Raw genomic sequence first — 17,814 nt, 5'->3', positions numbered from 1 at the left:
GTACGGCGATGACCTGCCCGAATGTCGGCGTGCCGGTCGTTTCCGGCAGCCTCCGGCCACCCGTTCACCGTATTTCTGACGGACCCTCAGGGAGCGCTCCCCGGTCCCTGCCACTTACCTCGGTAGCAGACCACCCCGTTCGCGAGCTCTCGGAGGAGCAAGCCCGATGCGACGTACCGCCGCCGCCCGTCTGCTGACCGGTACCGCGCTCGCCGTCGCCCTCGCCGGGCCCGCTCACGCAGGCACCGGCGGTTCCCTTGAGGTGTACCCGGCGACCGTGACCCCCGGTACCCGGGTCACCGTCAACACCACTGCCTGCGGAGCGGGCGGTACCGCCGCCGGGGATGCCAGTGCGGTGGGCGCCGGGGCCTTCGTTCTCGCGCCCGGTACGCACAAGGAGGTCGCCGTCGGGCAGTTCCGGGTGCCGCCGGGCGCGCAGCCGGGGACGTACGAGATCGTCGCCCGGTGCGACGGGGACGGTGACGGTGACGAACGGCGGGTCAGTGGTGATCTGGTCGTCACGCTCACCTCGACCCGGCCGCCCGCGCATCCTCCGGCGCATCCCAGGGGGAGTGTGAAGACGGGGGTCGGTGGCGCGCTCGGTCCCGACCCCGTGCAGACCGCGGCCGGCGTGGCGGCTCTCGCCGTCGCCGCCGCGGGCGGTACCTGGCTCCTGCATCGCCGGGCGAGAGGCGACAGGATCTGACGGACGTCCTCCGCCGTCCGTCCGCCGGTACCGCACGTCCCCTCCCCTCCGGGCCCGACGCCCCTCGTGGCCCGGAGGGGGGCCAGGATCAACCATCAGAAATATCGGAGACATCAGAAACTTCAGGGTGGGACATCGGGGTGGGACATCAGGGTGGAACAGGGGGCATCCAGGAGGCCGGAGGCCCTCGTGCGCAGATTCGCCAACCTCGCCATAGCCGTCGTCACCGTTGCCGCGCTCTGCTCCGGCGCCTGGCTGGTGCGCAGCGGTGGCGCGACGCACACCCCGCCGCAGCCTTCCGCCGCCCAGGCCCGCACGCAGCCCGGCCACCCGCGGTCCGACCGCCCCGAGTCCGCCACCCCCGCGCTCCCGCCCTCGCCGCCCCTCCGTATCCGCATCCCCACCATCGGTGTGAACGCCCCGCTGATGGGCCTCGGGCTGACCCCCACCGGCAGCCTGGAGGTGCCGCCCGCCGAGCGCGAGGACCTGGCCGGCTGGTACGAGGCCGGTACGGCGCCCGGCGAGACGGGCACCGCGATCGTCGCCGGGCATGTCGACAACGCCGACGGCCCCTCCGTCTTCTACCGCCTCGGTGCCCTGGAGAAGGGCGGCGCGATCGAGGTCGAGCGGCTCGACGGGAGCACCGCTCTCTTCACCGTCGACGCCGTCGAGGTGTACGACAAGAACCACTTCCCGGACGAGAAGGTGTACGGCGCCGCGCCCCGCCCCGAGCTGCGCGTCATCACCTGCGGCGGCGGTTACACACCGGGGACGGGGTACGAGGGCAACGTCGTCGTCTTCGCCCACCTCACCGGCAGCGGCCGACACCCATCGGGCACCGCTTGAGCACCACTGGGCCACCGGGCCACCGGGCCACCGGGCCACCGGGCCACCGGGCCACCGGGCCACCGGGCCACCGGGCCAGTACGCCACTACGCCACTACGCCACCCACTGCTGGTACGCCAGGTTCGCCACCAGCGTGAACACCACCACCAGCAGTACCACCCGTACGAACCCGCTCCCCTTCTTCAGTGCCGTATGCGCCCCCACCATCCCCCCGGCCAGGTTGAACGCGGCCAGCAGCGCGCCCAGCAGCCAGTACACCGTGCCCTGCCAGGCGAAGATCGCGAGGGCGCCCGCGTTGGTGCAGCAGTTGACGATCTTGGCGGTGGCGGAGGCGGTCACGAGGTCGAGGTGGAGCAGCGCGGTGAGCGCGAGGACGAGGAAGGTGCCCGTGCCGGGGCCGACGAGGCCGTCGTAGAAGCCGATGCCCAGGCCCGCGAGGCCGATCGCGGCGAGGACGCGGCGTGCGGAGACCGGGGTGGTCGCCGGGGCCGTGCCGAAGGCGGGCTTGAAGATCACGAAGGCGCCGACGCCGAGCAGGACGACCATGATGACCGGCTTGAGGGTGTCCGTGCTCATGCCGGCCGCGACGAAGGCCCCGGCCGTCGAGCCGGCGACGGCCGCCAGTCCGATGCGTACCGCGAGGCGTACGTCCACCGGCGCCTTGCGTGTATACGTCACGGCCGCGCCCGTGGTGCCGACGATCGCCATGGCCTTGTTGGTGCCGAGCGCGTACTGCGCCACGGAGGACGTGTCCGGGAGCCCCAGCAGCAGTACGGGCATCATGAGCAGGCCGCCCCCGCCCACGACCGCGTCGATCCAGCCTGCCGCGAGGGCGGCGGCACAGAGGGCGACGATCATGGGCAGCGATATGTCGGGCATGATCGCGATTTTAGGTGGCGTTTCCACCGGCCCGGGACACGGGGCGGCTCCCGGCCGTGACGTTCCCGCACCTCACAGCAGTCCGCCCGGCCCCTCCCGAACCCTCACACCCCCTACGGGCTTCCGCTGAGGGAAGCGTGCCCCCCGGGAAACAGACGTGATGCGGCCGGGTAACACCGGCAACGCACGCTGCAGTACATGACCTCGAATGCGCGTGTGGTGGTGATCGGCGCCGGGCTCGCGGGCGTACGGCTCGCCCGGCGGCTCGGCGAGCTCGGCCTGTCCGCCTCGGACGTCGTGCTCGTCGGCGAGGAGGAGCACCGCCCGTACAACAGGGTGCTGCTCGCCGAGGTTCTCGCCGGGCGGTACGCACCCGAGGTGATCGCCCTGCCGACGCCGGACCGGCTGGTCCGGGCCCGGGCCGAGCACATCGACCGCGCCGACCGGACCGTGCACTGCTCCGACGGATCGGTGATCGCATACGACACGCTGGTGCTGGCGACCGGGTCGAACCCTGTACTCCCGCCCCTGCGTGGGCTGTTCACGCCGGATCACGAACTCCCCGAAGGCGTCCACGCGTTCCGCACCATGGACGACTGCCTGGGGCTGTCCAAGGACGTACGTCCGGGGTCCCGGGCCGTCGTCATCGGCGGCGGGCTCCTCGGTGTGTCCGCGGCCCGCGCCCTCGCCGTACGCGGTGCGCAGGTCGTGCTGGCCCAGCAGGCCGAGCGGCTGATGGAACGTCAGCTCGACCCCGGAGCCTCGTCGTTGGTGCTTCGCCACCTCAACGACCTGGGCGTCGAGGTGCACACCGAGTGCCGCGTGCGGAACGTGCGCTGCGTGGGCGGCAGGGTCCGCTCGGTCGAGATGGCCGACCACTACACCCTGGACGCCGACCTCGTCGTACTGGCCTGCGGTGTCCACCCCAGGGTGGGGCTCGCGCGCGACGCGGGACTCGCCGTGCACAAGGGCATCCTCGTCGACGACGAACTCCGCACCTCCGACCCGCACATCCGGGCCCTCGGAGACTGCGCCCAGCACCAGGGAACGATCTACGGGCTTGCCACCCCCGCCCTCGAACAGGCCGAAGTACTGGCCGAGTTGATCGCGAGCGAGACGGGTGAGGCGGGTACCTCCGGTGGTTCCGCCGCCCGCTACACCGGCACCAGGGCCCTCACCCGGCTCACCCTCACCGACTTCACCGCCGACACCGGCAACCCCTTCGATCTCGCCGCCTTCGGCGAGCCGACCCCCCGCCCCGGCGACGACGTCATCCAGCTCGCCGACGCCACCCGGGGCACCTACCGCAAGGTCGTCGTCCGCGACGACCGGCTGGTCGGCGGGGTGCTCGTCGGCGAACTCGGCACCGTCGGCGCCCTCGCACGCGCCTGGGAGGGAGCAGAGCCGCTCCCCACTGACGGCGGTCCACTGCTCCACCTGCTCACCAACGATGGAGGCTCCTAATGACCGCCGCTGATGGGGCCACCCCCACGATCGTGCTCGTCGGCCACGGAATGGTCGGCCAGCGCTTCCTCGAAGCCCTCGCCGAGCGTGGCCTGACCGCCGCGCACCGCGTGGTCGTGCTGTGCGAGGAGCCGCGCCCGGCATACGACCGCGTGGCGCTGACCTCGTACTTCTCGGGCAAGACGCCCGAGGACCTGTCGATGACCGACATGGCGTTCATCGAGCGGGAGGGCATCGAGCTGCACATCGGTGACCCGGCGGAGACCATCGACCGCGAGGCGAAGCGGGTGACCTCGCGCTCCGGGCTGGTCGTCGACTACGACGTCCTCGTCCTCGCCACCGGCTCCTACCCCTTTGTGCCGCCGGTCCCCAACAAGGACGCCAAGGGCTGCTTCGTCTACCGGACCATCGAGGACCTCCTCGCCATCGAGGAGTACGCGAGCACCCGTACGACGGGTGCCGTGGTCGGCGGTGGTCTGCTCGGACTTGAGGCGGCCGGTGCGCTGAAGGGCCTCGGACTCACCTCCCACATCGTCGAGTTCGCGCCGCGCCTGATGCCGGTGCAGGTCGACGAGGGCGGCGGCGCCGCGCTGCTGCGCACCATCGAGGACATGGGCCTGTCCGTCCACACGGGCGTCGGCACCCAGGAGATCGTCGTCGGCGAGGACGGCGCGGTCACCGGTATGAAGCTGTCCGACGGTTCCGAACTCGCCACCGACCTGGTGGTGTTCAGCGCCGGTGTCCGCCCCCGCGACCAGCTGGCCCGCGAGTCGGGCCTCACGGTCGGCGAGCGCGGCGGCATCGCGGTCGACGAACAGTGCCGCACGGTCAGCGACCCGCACGTCTTCGCGATCGGCGAGTGCGCGCTGGCCTCCGACGGCCGGGTGTACGGCCTGGTCGCCCCCGGATACGAGCAGGCGGAGACGGCCGCCGCCGCCATCGCCGCGGACGAGGAGGCCGAGGAGCTGACGTTCACCGGCGCCGACCTCTCCACCAAGCTGAAGCTGCTCGGCGTGGACGTGGCGTCCTTCGGCGACGCGCACGGCGCCACCGAGGACTGCCTGGACGTCGTCTACTCCGACTCCCGCTCGGGCCTGTACAAGAAGCTCGTCATCGGCCGCGACGGCAAGCTGCTCGGCGGCATCCTCGTCGGCGACGCGGAGGCGTACGGCACCCTGCGCGCGTTCACCGGTACGGTCCCGCCGGTCTCCCCCGAGTCCCTGGTGCTCCCGGCGGGCGCCGGCGGCCCGGTCCAGCTCGGCCCGACCGCGCTGCCGGACGCCGCGATCATCTGCTCCTGCAACAACGTCACCAAGGGCACGATCCGCGGCGCGGTCACCGAGCACAACTGCACCACCGTGCCCGAGGTGAAGAAGTGCACCAAGGCCGGTACGACGTGCGGCAGTTGCGTCAAGGTCCTCGGCCAGCTCGTCACCGCCGAGCTGGAGGCGAGCGGTGTCGTCGTCGACAAGGGCCTGTGCGGCTGCTTCTCGCAGACCCGCGAGGAGCTGTACGAGATCGTCCTCGCGCTGCGCATCAACACCTACCAGGACCTGCTGGACCGCTACGGCCGCGACAACGCCAGGGGCGGCGACGGCTGCGAGATCTGCAAGCCGGCGGTGGCCTCGATCATCGCCTCCCTCGCCCCGACGATCGGTGCCGACGTCTACGTCCTGGACGGCGAGCAGGCCACCCTGCAGGACACCAACGACCACTTCCTCGCCAACCTGCAGAAGAACGGCTCGTACTCGGTCGTCCCGCGCATCCCCGGCGGTGAGATCACCCCGGAGGGTCTGATCGTCATCGGCGAGATCGCCCGAGACTTCGGCCTCTACACGAAGATCACCGGCGGTCAGCGGATCGACATGTTCGGCGCACGGGTGGAACAACTCCCGCTGATCTGGACGCGGTTGGTGGACGCCGGCTTCGAGTCCGGGCACGCCTACGGCAAGTCACTCCGTACGGTGAAGTCCTGCGTCGGCCAGACCTGGTGCCGCTACGGCGTCCAGGACTCGGTCCGGATGGCGATCGACCTGGAGCTGCGCTACCGGGGGCTCAGGTCGCCGCACAAGCTCAAGTCGGCGGTGTCGGGCTGCGCCCGTGAGTGCGCCGAGGCCCAGTCCAAGGACTTCGGCATCATCGCCACCTCGGGCGGCTGGAACCTGTACGTCGGCGGCAACGGCGGCGCGACCCCACGCCACGCGGACCTGCTGGCCCAGGACCTGAACGACGCCGAACTGATCAGGCTGATCGACCGGTTCCTGATGTTCTACATCCGCACGGCGGACCGGCTGGAGCGCACGTCGACCTGGCTGGAGCGGCTCCCCGGCGGCCTGGACCACGTACGCGACGTGGTCGTGGAGGACTCGCTCGGCATCTGCGAGGAGCTGGAGTCGCTGATGACCGCGCATGTCGCCCACTACCGCGACGAGTGGGCCGACACCATCAACGACCCCGAGAAGCTCGCCCGGTTCGTGTCCTTCGTGAACGCGCCGGACACTCCCGACCCGGTCGTCGGCTTCGTCCCCGAGCGCGACCAGATCAAGCCCGACCTGCCGTTGCTGTCCATCGGCCTGCGCCCCGCCGATGACGTCCTGGAAGGAAGTGCCCAGCGATGACCCTGGCACCCGAGACGACCGACCTGAAGGTCCAACTGCGGATCGGCGACAGCGCCGACGGCGCCGAAGGCGACTGGTTCACGGTCTGCGACCTGAGCCTCCTGCTGCCGGGCCGCGGCGTGGCGGCCCTGCTGCCGGACGGCCGCCAGGCGGCCGTCTTCCGCGACCGCGCGGGCAGCCTGTACGCCATCGACAACCGGGACCCGTTCGGCGGCGCGGCGGTCCTCTCCCGCGGCCTGACCGGCACCCACCAGGGCCGCCCGTACGTCGCCTCCCCGCTGCTGAAGCAGCGCTTCGACCTGGAGTCGGGCCGCTGCCTGGACGACGAGACGGTGGCCGTGCGGGCGTACGAGGTGCGCGCCGCCGCCTGACACACCCGGGCGACGAGTGCGAGCGGTGCCCCGGCCTCCACTGGCCGGGGCACCGCTCGCACTCATTCCTTCAGGCCCTCGTACGTCACCCCGGTGAGCTGCTCGGAGGCGGCCCAAAGGCGTTCCCCCGCACGGTCGTTGAGCGTCCAGGAAGCCCGCCAGGACCTCGCGGGCGAGCCGCGCCAGCCAAGGAGCTTCGGGCCGATGAACGCGTCGGGCCGTACGCCGGGCGCGGTGGCCGCGTACAGCGTGGGCAGGGCGCCCGCCTCGGCGGACTGGGCGAAGTACCGGTTGCCGATCTCCATGAACCGCTCGGCGCCCTTGCGGCCCTCCATCTTCGCCGCGGCGGTCTGGAGGTTGGTGTCGGCGTACCCGGGATGCGCGGCGGCGACCACGACACCCGAGCCGATCGCGTCCAGCCTGCGCGCCAGCTCGTGCGTGAAGAGCAGGTTGGCCGTCTTGGAACGCCCGTACGCGGTCCAACGCCGGTATTTGCGCTCGCTGTTGAGGTCGTCGATGTCGATGTTGCCGAGTGCGTGGGCGCCGCTGGAGAGGTTCACGATCCGGGCGCCGGACGTGCCGAGCATCCTCGGGAACAGCAGGCCGGTGAGGGCGAAGTGCCCGAGGTGGTTGACCCCGAACTGCGTCTCGAACCCGTCCGCCGTCGTCCCGTACGGCAACGCCATCACGCCCGCGTTGTTGACGAGAAGATCGAGCCGCTCGTACGGGAGCTCGTCCGCGAACTCCCGTACGGAGCCCAGGTCCCCGAGGTCGAGCGGCCAGAACTCGGCGATGGCGTCCGGTACTTCGGCCAGCAGCCGCCCGACCGCCTCGTTCCCGCGCGCCTCGCTCCGGCACGCGAGCACCACCCGCGCCCCCTTGCGCGCCAACTCCCGCGCGGTGACGTACCCGAGACCACTGTTGGCACCGGTGACGACGGCGATGCGACCGCTCTGGTCGGGGATGTCCTGCGTGTTCCAGCCCGGCATGTTCGGGATACCTCCATGAGCGACGAGTCCGACGGGTCCGGCGGACACAGCTACGTGTCCGGACACGTGTCCGGATCCGGATACGCGTCCCAGACTGCGCCGGATCGGCCCCCATGGCCAGTTCCCGGCTCTGTGCGTCAGGGCTTGCGGCCCACTCCGCAGTAGGCGTCGACGGACACGGCGGGACCGGCCGGGCCCCGGAGGTCCGGGCGCCACTCGGGCACCTGGACCACGCCCGGGTCCGCCAGGTCGAGGCCGTCGAAGAAGGCGGCGATCTCCGCGACGCTTCTTACGTAGTACGGCACGGCGCCGCTCGCGTTGTAGGCCTTCGACGCGGCGATCATGCCCTCGCTGGTGGCGGTGCTGTCGCTGATCACCAGATGGCTGCCCGACGGCAGGCCCGCCATCAGGCGGCCCACCAGGTCGCGCGCCTGGTCGTGGTCGGCGACATGGCCGAGCGTGTTGAGGATCATCAGCGCGACCGGCCGGGAGAGGTCGAGGGTGTCGGCAGCCGCTTCGAGGATGGTCTCGGGGGCGTACAGATCGGCGTTGAGGTAGACGGTCCGGCCCTCGGGGGTGCTGCCGAGCAGGGCGTCCGCGTGGGCCAGCACGACGGGGTCGTTGTCGACGTACACGATCCGGGCGTCCGGGGCGGCTCGCTGCGCGACCTCGTGGGTGTTGTCGGCGGTCGGCAGCCCGGTGCCGACGTCCAGGAACTGGCGTACGCCCTGCTCGTCGGCGAGGTAGCGGACGGCGCGTCCCAGGAAGTGCCTGCTGGTGACCGCGACATCGACGAGACCGGGGAAGATCCCCTTGATCTGGTCGCCGATCTCCCGGTCGACCTCGTAGTTGTCCTTGCCGCCGACGAAGTAGTTCCAGAAACGGGCCGAGTGCGGCTTGGAGGTGTCGATGTGCGCCCGTGGCCGAGCACCGGTGCCGGTACCGGCCGAGGGGGTGGGGTCGGCCGAGGGGGTGGGGTCGTCGTCCAACACGGCAGCGCCTCCTGCGTCGTGGTGATGGTGATCATCAGGCACCAACGTAGGTGAACTGGCCTTCGCCGCAACGGAGTTGTGAAGATCCGCGCCCACGCACCGCAGGGTTCCGGCCATCCGGCGCCCGCTGCGCGCAGGCGTGCGTGTCGGGGTCAGCCGCCGTCGGCAGGGGCCTGATACTCCATGCGGGAGAGCCACGTCTTCAGCAGTTCTTCGAGCGCCGAGGCCTCGGCGGGCGGCAGGAGGTCCAGCAGACGCCGCTCGTTGCGCATGTGGTCGGTGAACGCCCGGTCGATGAGGTCCCGTCCGGGTGCGGTGAGGGCGACGATCCGCCCCCGCTGGTCGTCGTCGGACCGGCGGCGGGTGACGAGTCCGGCCTGTTCCAGGCGATCGATCCGCTTCGTCATCGCACCGGTGGTGACCATGGTGTGCGCGGCCAGTTCACCGGGTGCCCGTTCGTACGGCTCGCCCGCGCGCCGCAGGGCGCACAGGACGTCGAACTCCCCCTCGCTCAGGCCGTAGCGCCCGTAGACGAGGCGGAGTTCCTCGCTGAGGCGGTCCGCCAGCCGGTGCAGCCGGCCGATCACCCCTTGTGGCGCGATGTCGATCTCCAGGCGTTCACGGCGCCACTCGTCCTGGATGCGGGCCACGCGGTCCGCCCTCTGCGGTTCTTCCATGACTCCCATATTAGCTTCCCTGGAAGCTATAATGTCTTCCATGGAAGCCAATGCACGCTGGGTGGCACTGACCGCGGTCGCGCCGGTGGCCTGGGGGGCCAACTACTTCGTCACCCGCGAGTTCCTCCCGATGGATCGCCCGCTGTACGGGGCCGCGCTGCGGGCGCTGCCCGCCGGACTCGCCCTGCTGGCTCTGCGCAGGCGACGGCCCCGGGGTGCGTGGTGGTGGCGGTCCGCCGTACTGGGCCTGGTCAACGTGAGCGTGTTCTTCGCCCTCGTCTACGTCTCCTCCCAACTGCTGCCGACGAGCGTCGCGTCGACCGTCATGGCGGCGTCTCCGCTGACGATGATGTTCATCGCATGGCCCCTGGTGTCCGAGCGGCCCCGGCCCGCGCACCTGGCCGGTGCCGTGATCGGGCTCGCCGGCGTCTGCCTGATGCTGCTCGGCGGGGCGGGGGCGGCGAGCGTGGCGGGAATCCTCGCCGCGGCGGCGGCCGTACTCGTGTCGTCCTTCGGCCACATCCTCACCAAACGGTGGAGCGGCGACGCCGACATGATCGCCACGACCGCCTGGCAGCTCACCGCCGGGGGCCTGTTCCTGCTGCCGGTCGCCGCAGTGGTGGAGGGCGCCCCGCCCGCCCTGCCCCCGCCCACGCTCCTCGCCTTCTGCTACGTCGCCCTGATCGCCACCGCGCTGGCCTTCACCGTCTGGTTCACCGGACTGCGGCACCTGCCCGCAGGCACCGTGGGACTGATCGGGCTCCTCAACCCCGTCACGGGCGTGCTGTTGGGCACGGCACTCGCCGGAGAGGTACTGACGGTCCAGCAACTGTGCGGACTGGCCCTGGTACTGGCGGGCGTCACCCTCGGTCGACCCAGGCGTGCGACCAGGCACACCGACCGGCATGCCGACCTGCGCATCGACGGGCATGTCGACCGGCAGCGTCCACGATCAGCCGTCCGGCCGTCTCGCGGTACGGCAGCGAACGACCGCCAAGGCGACACCGCGCGTACATGACAATTCCATCCCGCCGCCCTAGGGTCCCTGACGTCACCGCACGTCACGCCACCCCCCTTTGGAGCGAGAGTGGACGCACGAGTGAACGCACACGTGGAACGCCGTACCCTTCTGCGCGCCGCCGTCATCGGCGGCTCGGCGGCCGTCTTCGGCGGCACCCTGTGGCGCGGCGCCGCCCACGCGGCCCCCGCCCAGCCGGGCACGGGCCCGTACGGAGCCCTCGCCGCACCCGACGCCAACGGCATCAGACTCCCCGCCGGCTTCACCAGCAGGGTCGTCGCCCGCTCGGGCCAGACGGTCACCGGAACGTCGTACACCTGGCACAACGCCCCGGACGGCGGCGCCTGTTACGCCGACGGCACGGGCTGGATCTACGTCTCCAACTCGGAGATCAACCCGTCTGGCGGCGCGAGCGCGGTGAAGTTCTCGTCGACGGGCGCCATCACCGCCGCGTACCGCATCCTGTCGGGCACGCGCCAGAACTGCGCGGGTGGGCGCACCCCCTGGAACACGTGGCTGTCCTGCGAGGAGGTGTCGCTGGGGTACGTCTACGAGACCGACCCGTGGGGCACGACCGCGGCGACGCAGCGCCCCGCGATGGGCCGCTTCAAGCACGAGGCGGCGGCAGCGGACCCGGTCCGCAAGGTCGTCTACCTGACGGAGGACGAGACGAACGGCCGCCTCTACCGCTTCGTTCCCACGACCTGGGGCGACCTGTCGGCCGGCACCCTCCAGGTCCTGGTGGCCGGCACGGCGACCTCTGGCTCGTACACCTGGACCACGATCCCCGACCCGGACGGCTCCCCGACCACCACCCGCACCCAGGTCTCCGGCTCCAAGTCCTTCAACGGCGGCGAGGGTTGCTACTACGCCGACGACAAGGTCTGGTTCACCACCAAGGGCGACAACCGGGTCTGGCAGCTCAACCTGCTGACGAACACGTACGAGTTGGCGTACGACGACTCCCTGGTCACGTCGGGCACGGCCCCCTTGACCGGAGTCGACAACATCACCGGCACCTCATCCGGCGACCTGTTCGTGGCGGAGGACGGCGGCAACATGGAGATCTGCCTGATCACACCGGACGACGTGGTCGCCCCGTTCCTGCGCGTCGACGGCCAGTCGGGCTCGGAGATCACGGGCCCGGCCTTCTCCCCCGACGGCAGCCGCCTGTACTTCTCCAGCCAGCGCGGCACGAGCGGCAGTTCCTCGGGCGGGATCACGTACGAGGTGACGGGCCCGTTCCGCTCGTAGGCACCGCGGCCGTCGCCCGTACTGCGCACCGGCGCCGATGTCAGTGGTGCGCAGTACGTTGCGGTCATGGGCGTTTACCTGGTCGATGTCGGTGCGGAGGACTGGTTCGGTGAGGGTGAGGAGGAGGACGAGGAGGGTGGTGGGCGGGCGGAGATCGCCGCGGGCCTGAACGCGGAGCTGGTCCGCCGCGGCCTGCCGCGGTACGACTCCGTGCCCGCGACGGCGGACTTCGTACGCGGCTCGGGCCGGTCCTTCGAGGAGAAACTGGTCCCGCCCATGAAGAGCTTCCTCACGCTGTGCGGGGCGCACCTCTCGGAGGCGGAGACGGATCTGATCTGCGGCTGGGACGTACTGGTGCCGGTGTCCCTGGACGAGGAGATCGAGTTGCCGGTCGAGTCGTCCTACTCCGACTCGACGGTGATCGCGGGCGCCCCGCAAGTCCTGGCGATCGCCCAGAAGTTGGCGACGGCGGTCGAACTGCCGCCCGAGGCCCCGGAGATGTGCGACAACCTGGACCTGACGAGCTGGTTCCGGGACGGCGAGGCGAAGGAACTGTCGGCGACCCGTCCGGGGCCGTGGGGCGAGGATCTGGACGCCGCCTTCTACGTCGCCCTGTACCTGCGCGCGGCCCAGCACTCGCTCAGACGGGGGTGCCCGATGGTCTACTCCTGAGCGTGCGGTCACGGCTTCCCGCTGCGCTCCGTGTTCTGACGTGCACACATGCGCTCCGCCTGTTGCCGGCGGGGCTCATGCGGTGTGCGGCCTGTGCCCTCACTCACACACTGGGCGGTAGTCCTTGCCGTCGCGACCCCGGCTGGCCAATCTGCCGCCAAGTGTCTTGTGGATGGCGGGAGTTGGTAATGCAGTGTCCGAGGTGCGGCTCCGTGAACGTGCAGCTACTGCGCGGGTACTGGCAGGATCTGCCGGCGGAGTCGCCGAACCGGCGTAAGTTCGCACCGCCGAACGAGGTGGACCCGAGGTTCTGGGCGGTGCTGTTGATGATCGCGTTCGGCATCTTCGTCGCGGTGACGGACGGGGTCCTGATCGGCCTGGGATTCGTCGTGGCGGGTCTTGTGTGGGGGGCGGTCGGGGTCGGCCAGGTGTCCACGTATCAGCGGACCCTGTCGGTGTACGACGCGTCGCTGATCTGCCTGGCCAGATATCACACGTTCTCGGGGTGAGCGCACGAGGTGACGTCGCGCCGCCTCAGCGCGTAGGACACGCGTCAGGCTCCCTGTCGCGCGTGCCGCCGGCGGAGTTCGGGGACGACGAGCGGGCCGCCCGACTGGCGGCACAGGCCGGCTCGCGGGTTGTCGGTCCCGCCGAGTTCGGGTGGTGGGGCGACGGGTGTACGGATCACGCGTCGGCATGAGGACGTACACGAACAGCGAGAGGGCGGCACCCCCCGCACAGGGGTGCCGCCCTCTCTCGTGCTCCGGAGCCGCTGCCGTGCCGCTGAGGGTCGGGGTGGCAGGGCGGCGGTTCCGGCGTCTCCGGGGCTCTCTGGAGCCTCTGGTGGGCCTCAGGGGCGCGGCCCTACCGGTGGTCGCTTCCCGTCGAGGACGAAGCCGCGCGGCCCGCCTCCAGCCTGGCGACCGGGATCCGGAACGGTGAGCAGCTGACGTAGTCCAGGCCGACCTCGTGGAAGAAGTGGACCGACTCCGGGTCGCCGCCGTGTTCGCCGCACACGCCCAGCTTCAGGTCGGGGCGGGTCGCGCGGCCCGCCTCGACCGCCAGCTTGACCAGGGCGCCGACGCCGTCGCGGTCGATCGTCTCGAACGGGGAGACTCCGAAGATGCCCTTCTCCAGGTACGCCGTGAAGAAGGAGGCCTCCACGTCGTCCCGGCTGAAGCCCCACACCGTCTGGGTCAGGTCGTTCGTGCCGAACGAGAAGAACTCGGCGGCCTCCGCGATCTGCCCCGCCGTGAGAGCCGCGCGCGGCAGTTCGATCATCGTGCCGAGCGCCAGCTTCAGGTCCACACCGGTCTGTTCGATGACCTCGGCGATGACCTGCTCGGCCTCGTCGCGCACGATCTCCAGCTCCTGGACGGTGCCCACCAGCGGGATCATGATCTCGGCGCGCGGGTCGCCCTTGGCGTTCCTGCGCTCGGCCACCGCCTCCGCGATCGCCCGTACCTGCATGGTGAACAGCCCCGGGATCACCAGACCCAGGCGCACACCCCTGAGCCCCAGCATCGGGTTCTGCTCGTGCAGGCGGTGCACCGCCTGGAGCAGGCGCAGGTCGTTCTCGTGCGGGTCCTTGCGGGACTCGGCGAGGGCCACCCGTACGGACAGCTCCGTGATGTCCGGCAGGAACTCGTGCAGCGGCGGGTCGAGGAGACGGACCGTCACCGGCAGGCCGTCCATCGCCGAGAACAGTTCCACGAAGTCCTGCTTCTGGAGCGGGAGAAGCGCCTTCAGGGACTCCTCGCGCTCGACGTCCGTGTCGGCCAGGATCAGGCGTTCCACCAGCTCGCGCCGGTCACCGAGGAACATGTGCTCCGTACGGCACAGGCCGATGCCCTGGGCACCGAACCGCCGCGCGCGCATCGCGTCCTCGGCGTTGTCCGCGTTGGCCCGGACACGCAGGCGACGCTTCCGGTCCGCGAAGGCCATGATCCGGTGGACCGCCTCGACCAGTTCGTCGGCGTCGTTGGCGCCCGCGTGCATCCGGCCCTCGAAGTACTCCACCACGGGGGACGGCACGACCGGGACCTCGCCCAGGTACACCTTGCCGCTCGAACCGTCGATGGAGATGAGGTCGCCCTCCTCCACGACGTGACCGCCGGGGACGGTCATCCGGCGCCGCTTCGTGTCGACCTCCAGCTCCTCCGCGCCGCACACGCACGTCTTGCCCATCCCACGCGCGACCACGGCGGCGTGGGACGTCTTGCCGCCACGGCTGGTCAGAATGCCCTCGGCCGCGATCATGCCGTCGAGGTCGTCGGGGTTGGTCTCCCGGCGGACCAGGATGACCTTCTCGCCCGAACGCGACCACTTCACCGCGGTGTAGGAGTCGAACACCGCCTTGCCGACCGCCGCACCCGGCGAGGCCGCGATGCCCCGGCCGACCTGCTTGACCTTCGCCTGGTCGTCGAAGCGCGGGAACATCAACTGGGCCAGCTGGGCGCCGGTGACGCGCTGGAGCGCCTCCGCCTCGTCGATGAGGCCCTGGTCGACGAGCTGCGTGGCGATCCGGAAGGCCGCGCCCGCCGTGCGCTTGCCGACGCGGGTCTGGAGCATCCACAACTGGCCGCGTTCGATGGTGAACTCGATGTCGCAGAGATCCTTGTAGTGGTTCTCCAGGGTCTGCATGATCTGCATCAGCTGGTCGTACGACTTCTTGTCGATCTGCTCCAGCTCCGCGAGCGGGACCGTGTTGCGGATGCCCGCCACGACGTCCTCGCCCTGCGCATTCTGCAGGTAGTCGCCGTACACGCCCTCGTGACCGCTGGCCGGGTCGCGGGTGAAGGCGACGCCCGTGCCCGAGTCCGGGCCCAGGTTGCCGAAGACCATCGAACAGACGTTGACCGCCGTGCCGAGGTCGCCCGGGATGCGTTCCTGGCGGCGGTAGAGCTTGGCGCGGTCCGTGTTCCACGAGTCGAACACCGCGTGGATCGCGAGGTCCATCTGCTCGCGCGGGTCCTGCGGGAAGTCGCGGCCCGCCTCGGTCTTGACGATCTTCTTGAACCTGGCGACCAGCTTCTTGAGGTCCGCGGCCTCCAACTCCGTGTCGACCGCGACCTTCTTGGCCGTCTTCGCCGCGTCCAGCGCGTCCTCGAACAGCTCTCCCTCGACGCCGAGGACCGTCTTGCCGAACATCTGGATGAGGCGGCGGTAGGAGTCCCACGCGAAGCGCTCGTCACCGGCCTGCTTGGCGAGGCCCTGGACCGACTTGTCGGAGAGGCCGATGTTCAGCACCGTGTCCATCATGCCCGGCATCGAGAACTTGGCCCCGGAGCGGACGGACACGAGGAGGGGGTCGTCGGCCTGGCCGAGCTTTTTGCCCATCGCCGCTTCGAGGGCCGCGAGGTGCGCGCTCACCTCGTCACGCAGTGCCGCCGGCTCGTCGCCGCTGTCGAGGTACGTCTTGCAGGCCTCGGTGGTGATCGTGAAGCCCGGAGGCACCGGAAGGCCCAGATTGGTCATCTCGGCGAGGTTGGCACCTTTGCCGCCGAGAAGGTCCTTGAGGTCCTTGTTGCCCTCGGTGAAGTCGTAAACGAACTTCACGTCCTCAACGCTGTTGCCCGGCTGAGCTACGTGGGGATCTTTGTTTTCCGACACGGGTCCCAACTCCTTGAGGACGCGGTGGCTGCCCTGACGGCCAGGAACATACCCAGATCGAAGGCATCTGGGTACGTCCACTTGTGCGTCATGTGCCTGTAACCAGCAGTCAGCCAGCAGATCCAAAGTCAAAGCTTGGCAAGCAGCGGGAGCGGTATGTTTTCACTTCTTGAAGACACTCATCGCCTCATGCGCATTTTGTCGCTCAGGTGAGCGGTCTACGGCACGCCTGAGTTCCATCGATGAACGATCAAAGGGTGGCACTCAGTGCCACCCTTTGAGAAGTGCAGTCGCTCATGATCCGCTCATCTGAGCGCAACCCCTATCAGGGGTGGCGAGAATCACGCACTCCCGGTCGCCGGGATTTCACCATGCGGACACCGACCCGAAAGGGAAACACCCCTGTCACAGGCCCCCGCCGCCCCCCACCGGCTCACGCCCACTCGCACCGGCTCGCACGGGCTCGCACCGGTTCACACTCCGAGCGCCGTCAGCCGCTCCTCCACCCGCTCCGGCGCGTAGAGGTGCTCCACGACCATCGCCCCGGCCCCCACCAGCCCCGCCCGCTCCCCCAGCCTCGACGTCACCACGTCCAGATGAGCGGTCGAGCGCGGCAGCGCCCGCTGGTACAGCAGCTCCCGTACGCCCGTCAGGAACGGCGTGCCGGCCAGGTCGCCCGCGATCATCAGCACGCCGGGGTTGAGCAGCGTCACCACCGTCGCCAGTACGTCCCCCACGCTCCGGCCCGCCTCCCGCGCGAGCGCGAGCGCCCCCGGGTGCCCGGCCGCGAGCAGGTCCCGTACGTCCGAGCCGGACGCCGCCGGCACCCCGGTCTCGGCGAGGCGGCGGGCGACGGCGCCACCGCTCGCGATGGCCGCCAGGCAGCCGTACGACCCGCACCGGCACAGCGCCTCGGCGCCCTGCGGGACGCGGATGTGCCCGATGTCCCCGGCGCCGCCGTCGATGCCCCGGAACACCGAACCGCCGACCACCACGCCCGCGCCGATGCCCGTCGAGACCTTCACCAGGACGAAGGCCGAGCAGTCGGGGTAGCCGGTGCGCTGCTCGCCGTACGCCATGAGGTTGGCGTCGTTGTCGACCAGCACCGGGACCCTCACCGCGGTCGGCTCGCCCGTGTGTTCGGCGAAGGCGCGGGCCAGGCGGGCCCTTATGTCGTAGCCGTCCCAGCCGGGCATGATCGGCGGCTGGACGACGCGGCCGGTGTCCGTGTCGACCGGGCCCGGTACCGCGAGGCCGATGCCGCAGACCTCGGACGGGCGGTGGCCGGCCTTCGTCAGGAGCTCCGCGAACCAGCGGCCGAGTTCGCCGAGTACGACCTCCGGGCCGTCGTCGACCGCCAGCGTGCCCGAGTGCTCCGCGAGAAGTTCACCCGTGAGGGTGAGAACGGCGGCGCGGGCGTGACGGGTGTCGAGGTCGGCGGCGAGGACGACGGCGTGGGCGTCGTCGAACTCCAGGGTGATCGACGGACGGCCGCCGAGCGGCGAGTCGACCGGGCCCGAGGCGCCCTCGCGCAGCCAGCCCGCGCGGAACAGCCGGTCCAGCCGGTGGCCGACCGTCGCGCGTGAGAGACCCGTCACCTGTTGCAGGGCACCGCGAGTCGTGGCGCGTCCGCTGCGTACCAGTTCGAGCAGATCGCCGGCGCTCGCCTGAGCGCGACCACTCATGCGCACCCCCTTGTGTTTCTCAAGCTTGCA

At 70.6% G+C, this 17,814-nt stretch carries 15 protein-coding genes; 9 read left to right on the top strand and 6 right to left on the bottom strand.

Features of this window, described 5'->3' with window-relative positions:
* Positions 1-166: 166 nt before the first annotated feature.
* Positions 167-706: a hypothetical protein gene (locus OG595_RS29455; RefSeq protein ID WP_329277186.1), complete on the top strand. Its 540-nt coding sequence runs from the start codon at positions 167-169 to the stop codon at positions 704-706.
* A gap of 189 nt (positions 707-895) precedes the next feature.
* Positions 896-1,552 (top strand): class F sortase, encoded by a 657-nt coding sequence (locus OG595_RS29450; RefSeq protein ID WP_329277184.1) that lies wholly within the window; start codon positions 896-898, stop codon positions 1,550-1,552.
* 94 nt (positions 1,553-1,646) lie between these two features.
* Here the strand turns inward: OG595_RS29450 and OG595_RS29445 are convergent, their stop codons facing one another.
* Complete coding sequence (locus tag OG595_RS29445) at positions 1,647-2,432, bottom strand: sulfite exporter TauE/SafE family protein (RefSeq protein WP_329277182.1); 786 nt, start codon at positions 2,430-2,432, stop codon at positions 1,647-1,649.
* A 198-nt stretch (positions 2,433-2,630) separates the two neighbouring features.
* Here OG595_RS29445 and OG595_RS29440 point away from each other — a divergent pair, with 198 nt between their 5' ends.
* Genes OG595_RS29440 through nirD form a run of 3 tightly spaced genes read left to right on the top strand, consistent with a single transcriptional unit; the run spans position 2,631 to position 6,885 of the window.
* Positions 2,631-3,896 (top strand): NAD(P)/FAD-dependent oxidoreductase, encoded by a 1,266-nt coding sequence (locus OG595_RS29440; RefSeq protein WP_329277180.1) that lies wholly within the window; start codon positions 2,631-2,633, stop codon positions 3,894-3,896.
* A complete protein-coding gene (gene nirB, locus OG595_RS29435; protein WP_329277178.1) occupies positions 3,896-6,514 on the top strand; it encodes a nitrite reductase large subunit NirB in 2,619 nt (872 codons plus the stop codon). Before OG595_RS29440 ends, nirB begins: the two co-directional genes overlap by 1 nt.
* Positions 6,511-6,885 (top strand): nitrite reductase small subunit NirD, encoded by a 375-nt coding sequence (nirD, locus tag OG595_RS29430; RefSeq protein WP_329277176.1) that lies wholly within the window; start codon positions 6,511-6,513, stop codon positions 6,883-6,885. The genes nirB and nirD overlap by 4 nt, the downstream gene beginning before the upstream one ends.
* A 62-nt stretch (positions 6,886-6,947) precedes the next feature.
* Here the strand turns inward: nirD and OG595_RS29425 are convergent, their stop codons facing one another.
* The 3 genes from OG595_RS29425 to OG595_RS29415 all read right to left on the bottom strand — a co-directional run bounded on the left by OG595_RS29425 (position 6,948) and on the right by OG595_RS29415 (position 9,543).
* Positions 6,948-7,874 carry an oxidoreductase gene (locus OG595_RS29425; RefSeq protein WP_329277174.1) on the bottom strand — a complete coding sequence of 309 codons (927 nt, stop codon included), beginning with the start codon at positions 7,872-7,874 and terminating at the stop codon, positions 6,948-6,950.
* Positions 7,875-8,011: 137 nt separating this feature from the next.
* A complete protein-coding gene (locus tag OG595_RS29420) occupies positions 8,012-8,785 on the bottom strand; it encodes an SAM-dependent methyltransferase (protein WP_329283305.1) in 774 nt (257 codons plus the stop codon).
* Positions 8,786-9,018: 233 nt separating this feature from the next.
* Positions 9,019-9,543 carry a MarR family winged helix-turn-helix transcriptional regulator gene (locus tag OG595_RS29415; protein ID WP_329277172.1) on the bottom strand — a complete coding sequence of 175 codons (525 nt, stop codon included), beginning with the start codon at positions 9,541-9,543 and terminating at the stop codon, positions 9,019-9,021.
* A 40-nt stretch (positions 9,544-9,583) separates the two neighbouring features.
* Here OG595_RS29415 and OG595_RS29410 point away from each other — a divergent pair, with 40 nt between their 5' ends.
* From OG595_RS29410 to OG595_RS29395, 4 genes are all read left to right on the top strand, one after another.
* Complete coding sequence (locus tag OG595_RS29410; RefSeq protein ID WP_329277171.1) at positions 9,584-10,561, top strand: DMT family transporter; 978 nt, start codon at positions 9,584-9,586, stop codon at positions 10,559-10,561.
* A 93-nt stretch (positions 10,562-10,654) separates the two neighbouring features.
* Entirely contained in the window at positions 10,655-11,815 is a 1,161-nt protein-coding gene (locus tag OG595_RS29405; protein WP_329283303.1) for an alkaline phosphatase PhoX, read from the top strand.
* A gap of 66 nt (positions 11,816-11,881) precedes the next feature.
* Complete coding sequence (locus OG595_RS29400) at positions 11,882-12,487, top strand: hypothetical protein (RefSeq protein ID WP_329277170.1); 606 nt, start codon at positions 11,882-11,884, stop codon at positions 12,485-12,487.
* A gap of 212 nt (positions 12,488-12,699) precedes the next feature.
* Positions 12,700-12,996 carry a hypothetical protein gene (locus OG595_RS29395; protein ID WP_329277168.1) on the top strand — a complete coding sequence of 99 codons (297 nt, stop codon included), beginning with the start codon at positions 12,700-12,702 and terminating at the stop codon, positions 12,994-12,996.
* A gap of 355 nt (positions 12,997-13,351) precedes the next feature.
* On the opposite strand, the gene ppdK is transcribed toward OG595_RS29395, so the two are convergent.
* Both ppdK and OG595_RS29385 read right to left on the bottom strand, forming a co-directional pair.
* Positions 13,352-16,099, bottom strand: coding sequence for a pyruvate, phosphate dikinase (gene ppdK, locus OG595_RS29390; protein ID WP_443073171.1), 2,748 nt, complete (start codon positions 16,097-16,099; stop codon positions 13,352-13,354).
* A gap of 473 nt (positions 16,100-16,572) precedes the next feature.
* Positions 16,573-17,784, bottom strand: coding sequence for an ROK family protein (locus OG595_RS29385; protein WP_329277164.1), 1,212 nt, complete (start codon positions 17,782-17,784; stop codon positions 16,573-16,575).
* Positions 17,785-17,814 lie beyond the last annotated feature (30 nt).

Source organism: Streptomyces sp. NBC_01451 (assembly GCF_036227485.1).
In the GTDB taxonomy this organism is placed as follows: Bacteria; Actinomycetota; Actinomycetes; order Streptomycetales; family Streptomycetaceae; genus Streptomyces.
The sequence above is the reverse complement of the archived record's forward strand: the minus strand, read 5'-3'. Positions and strand labels throughout refer to the sequence as shown.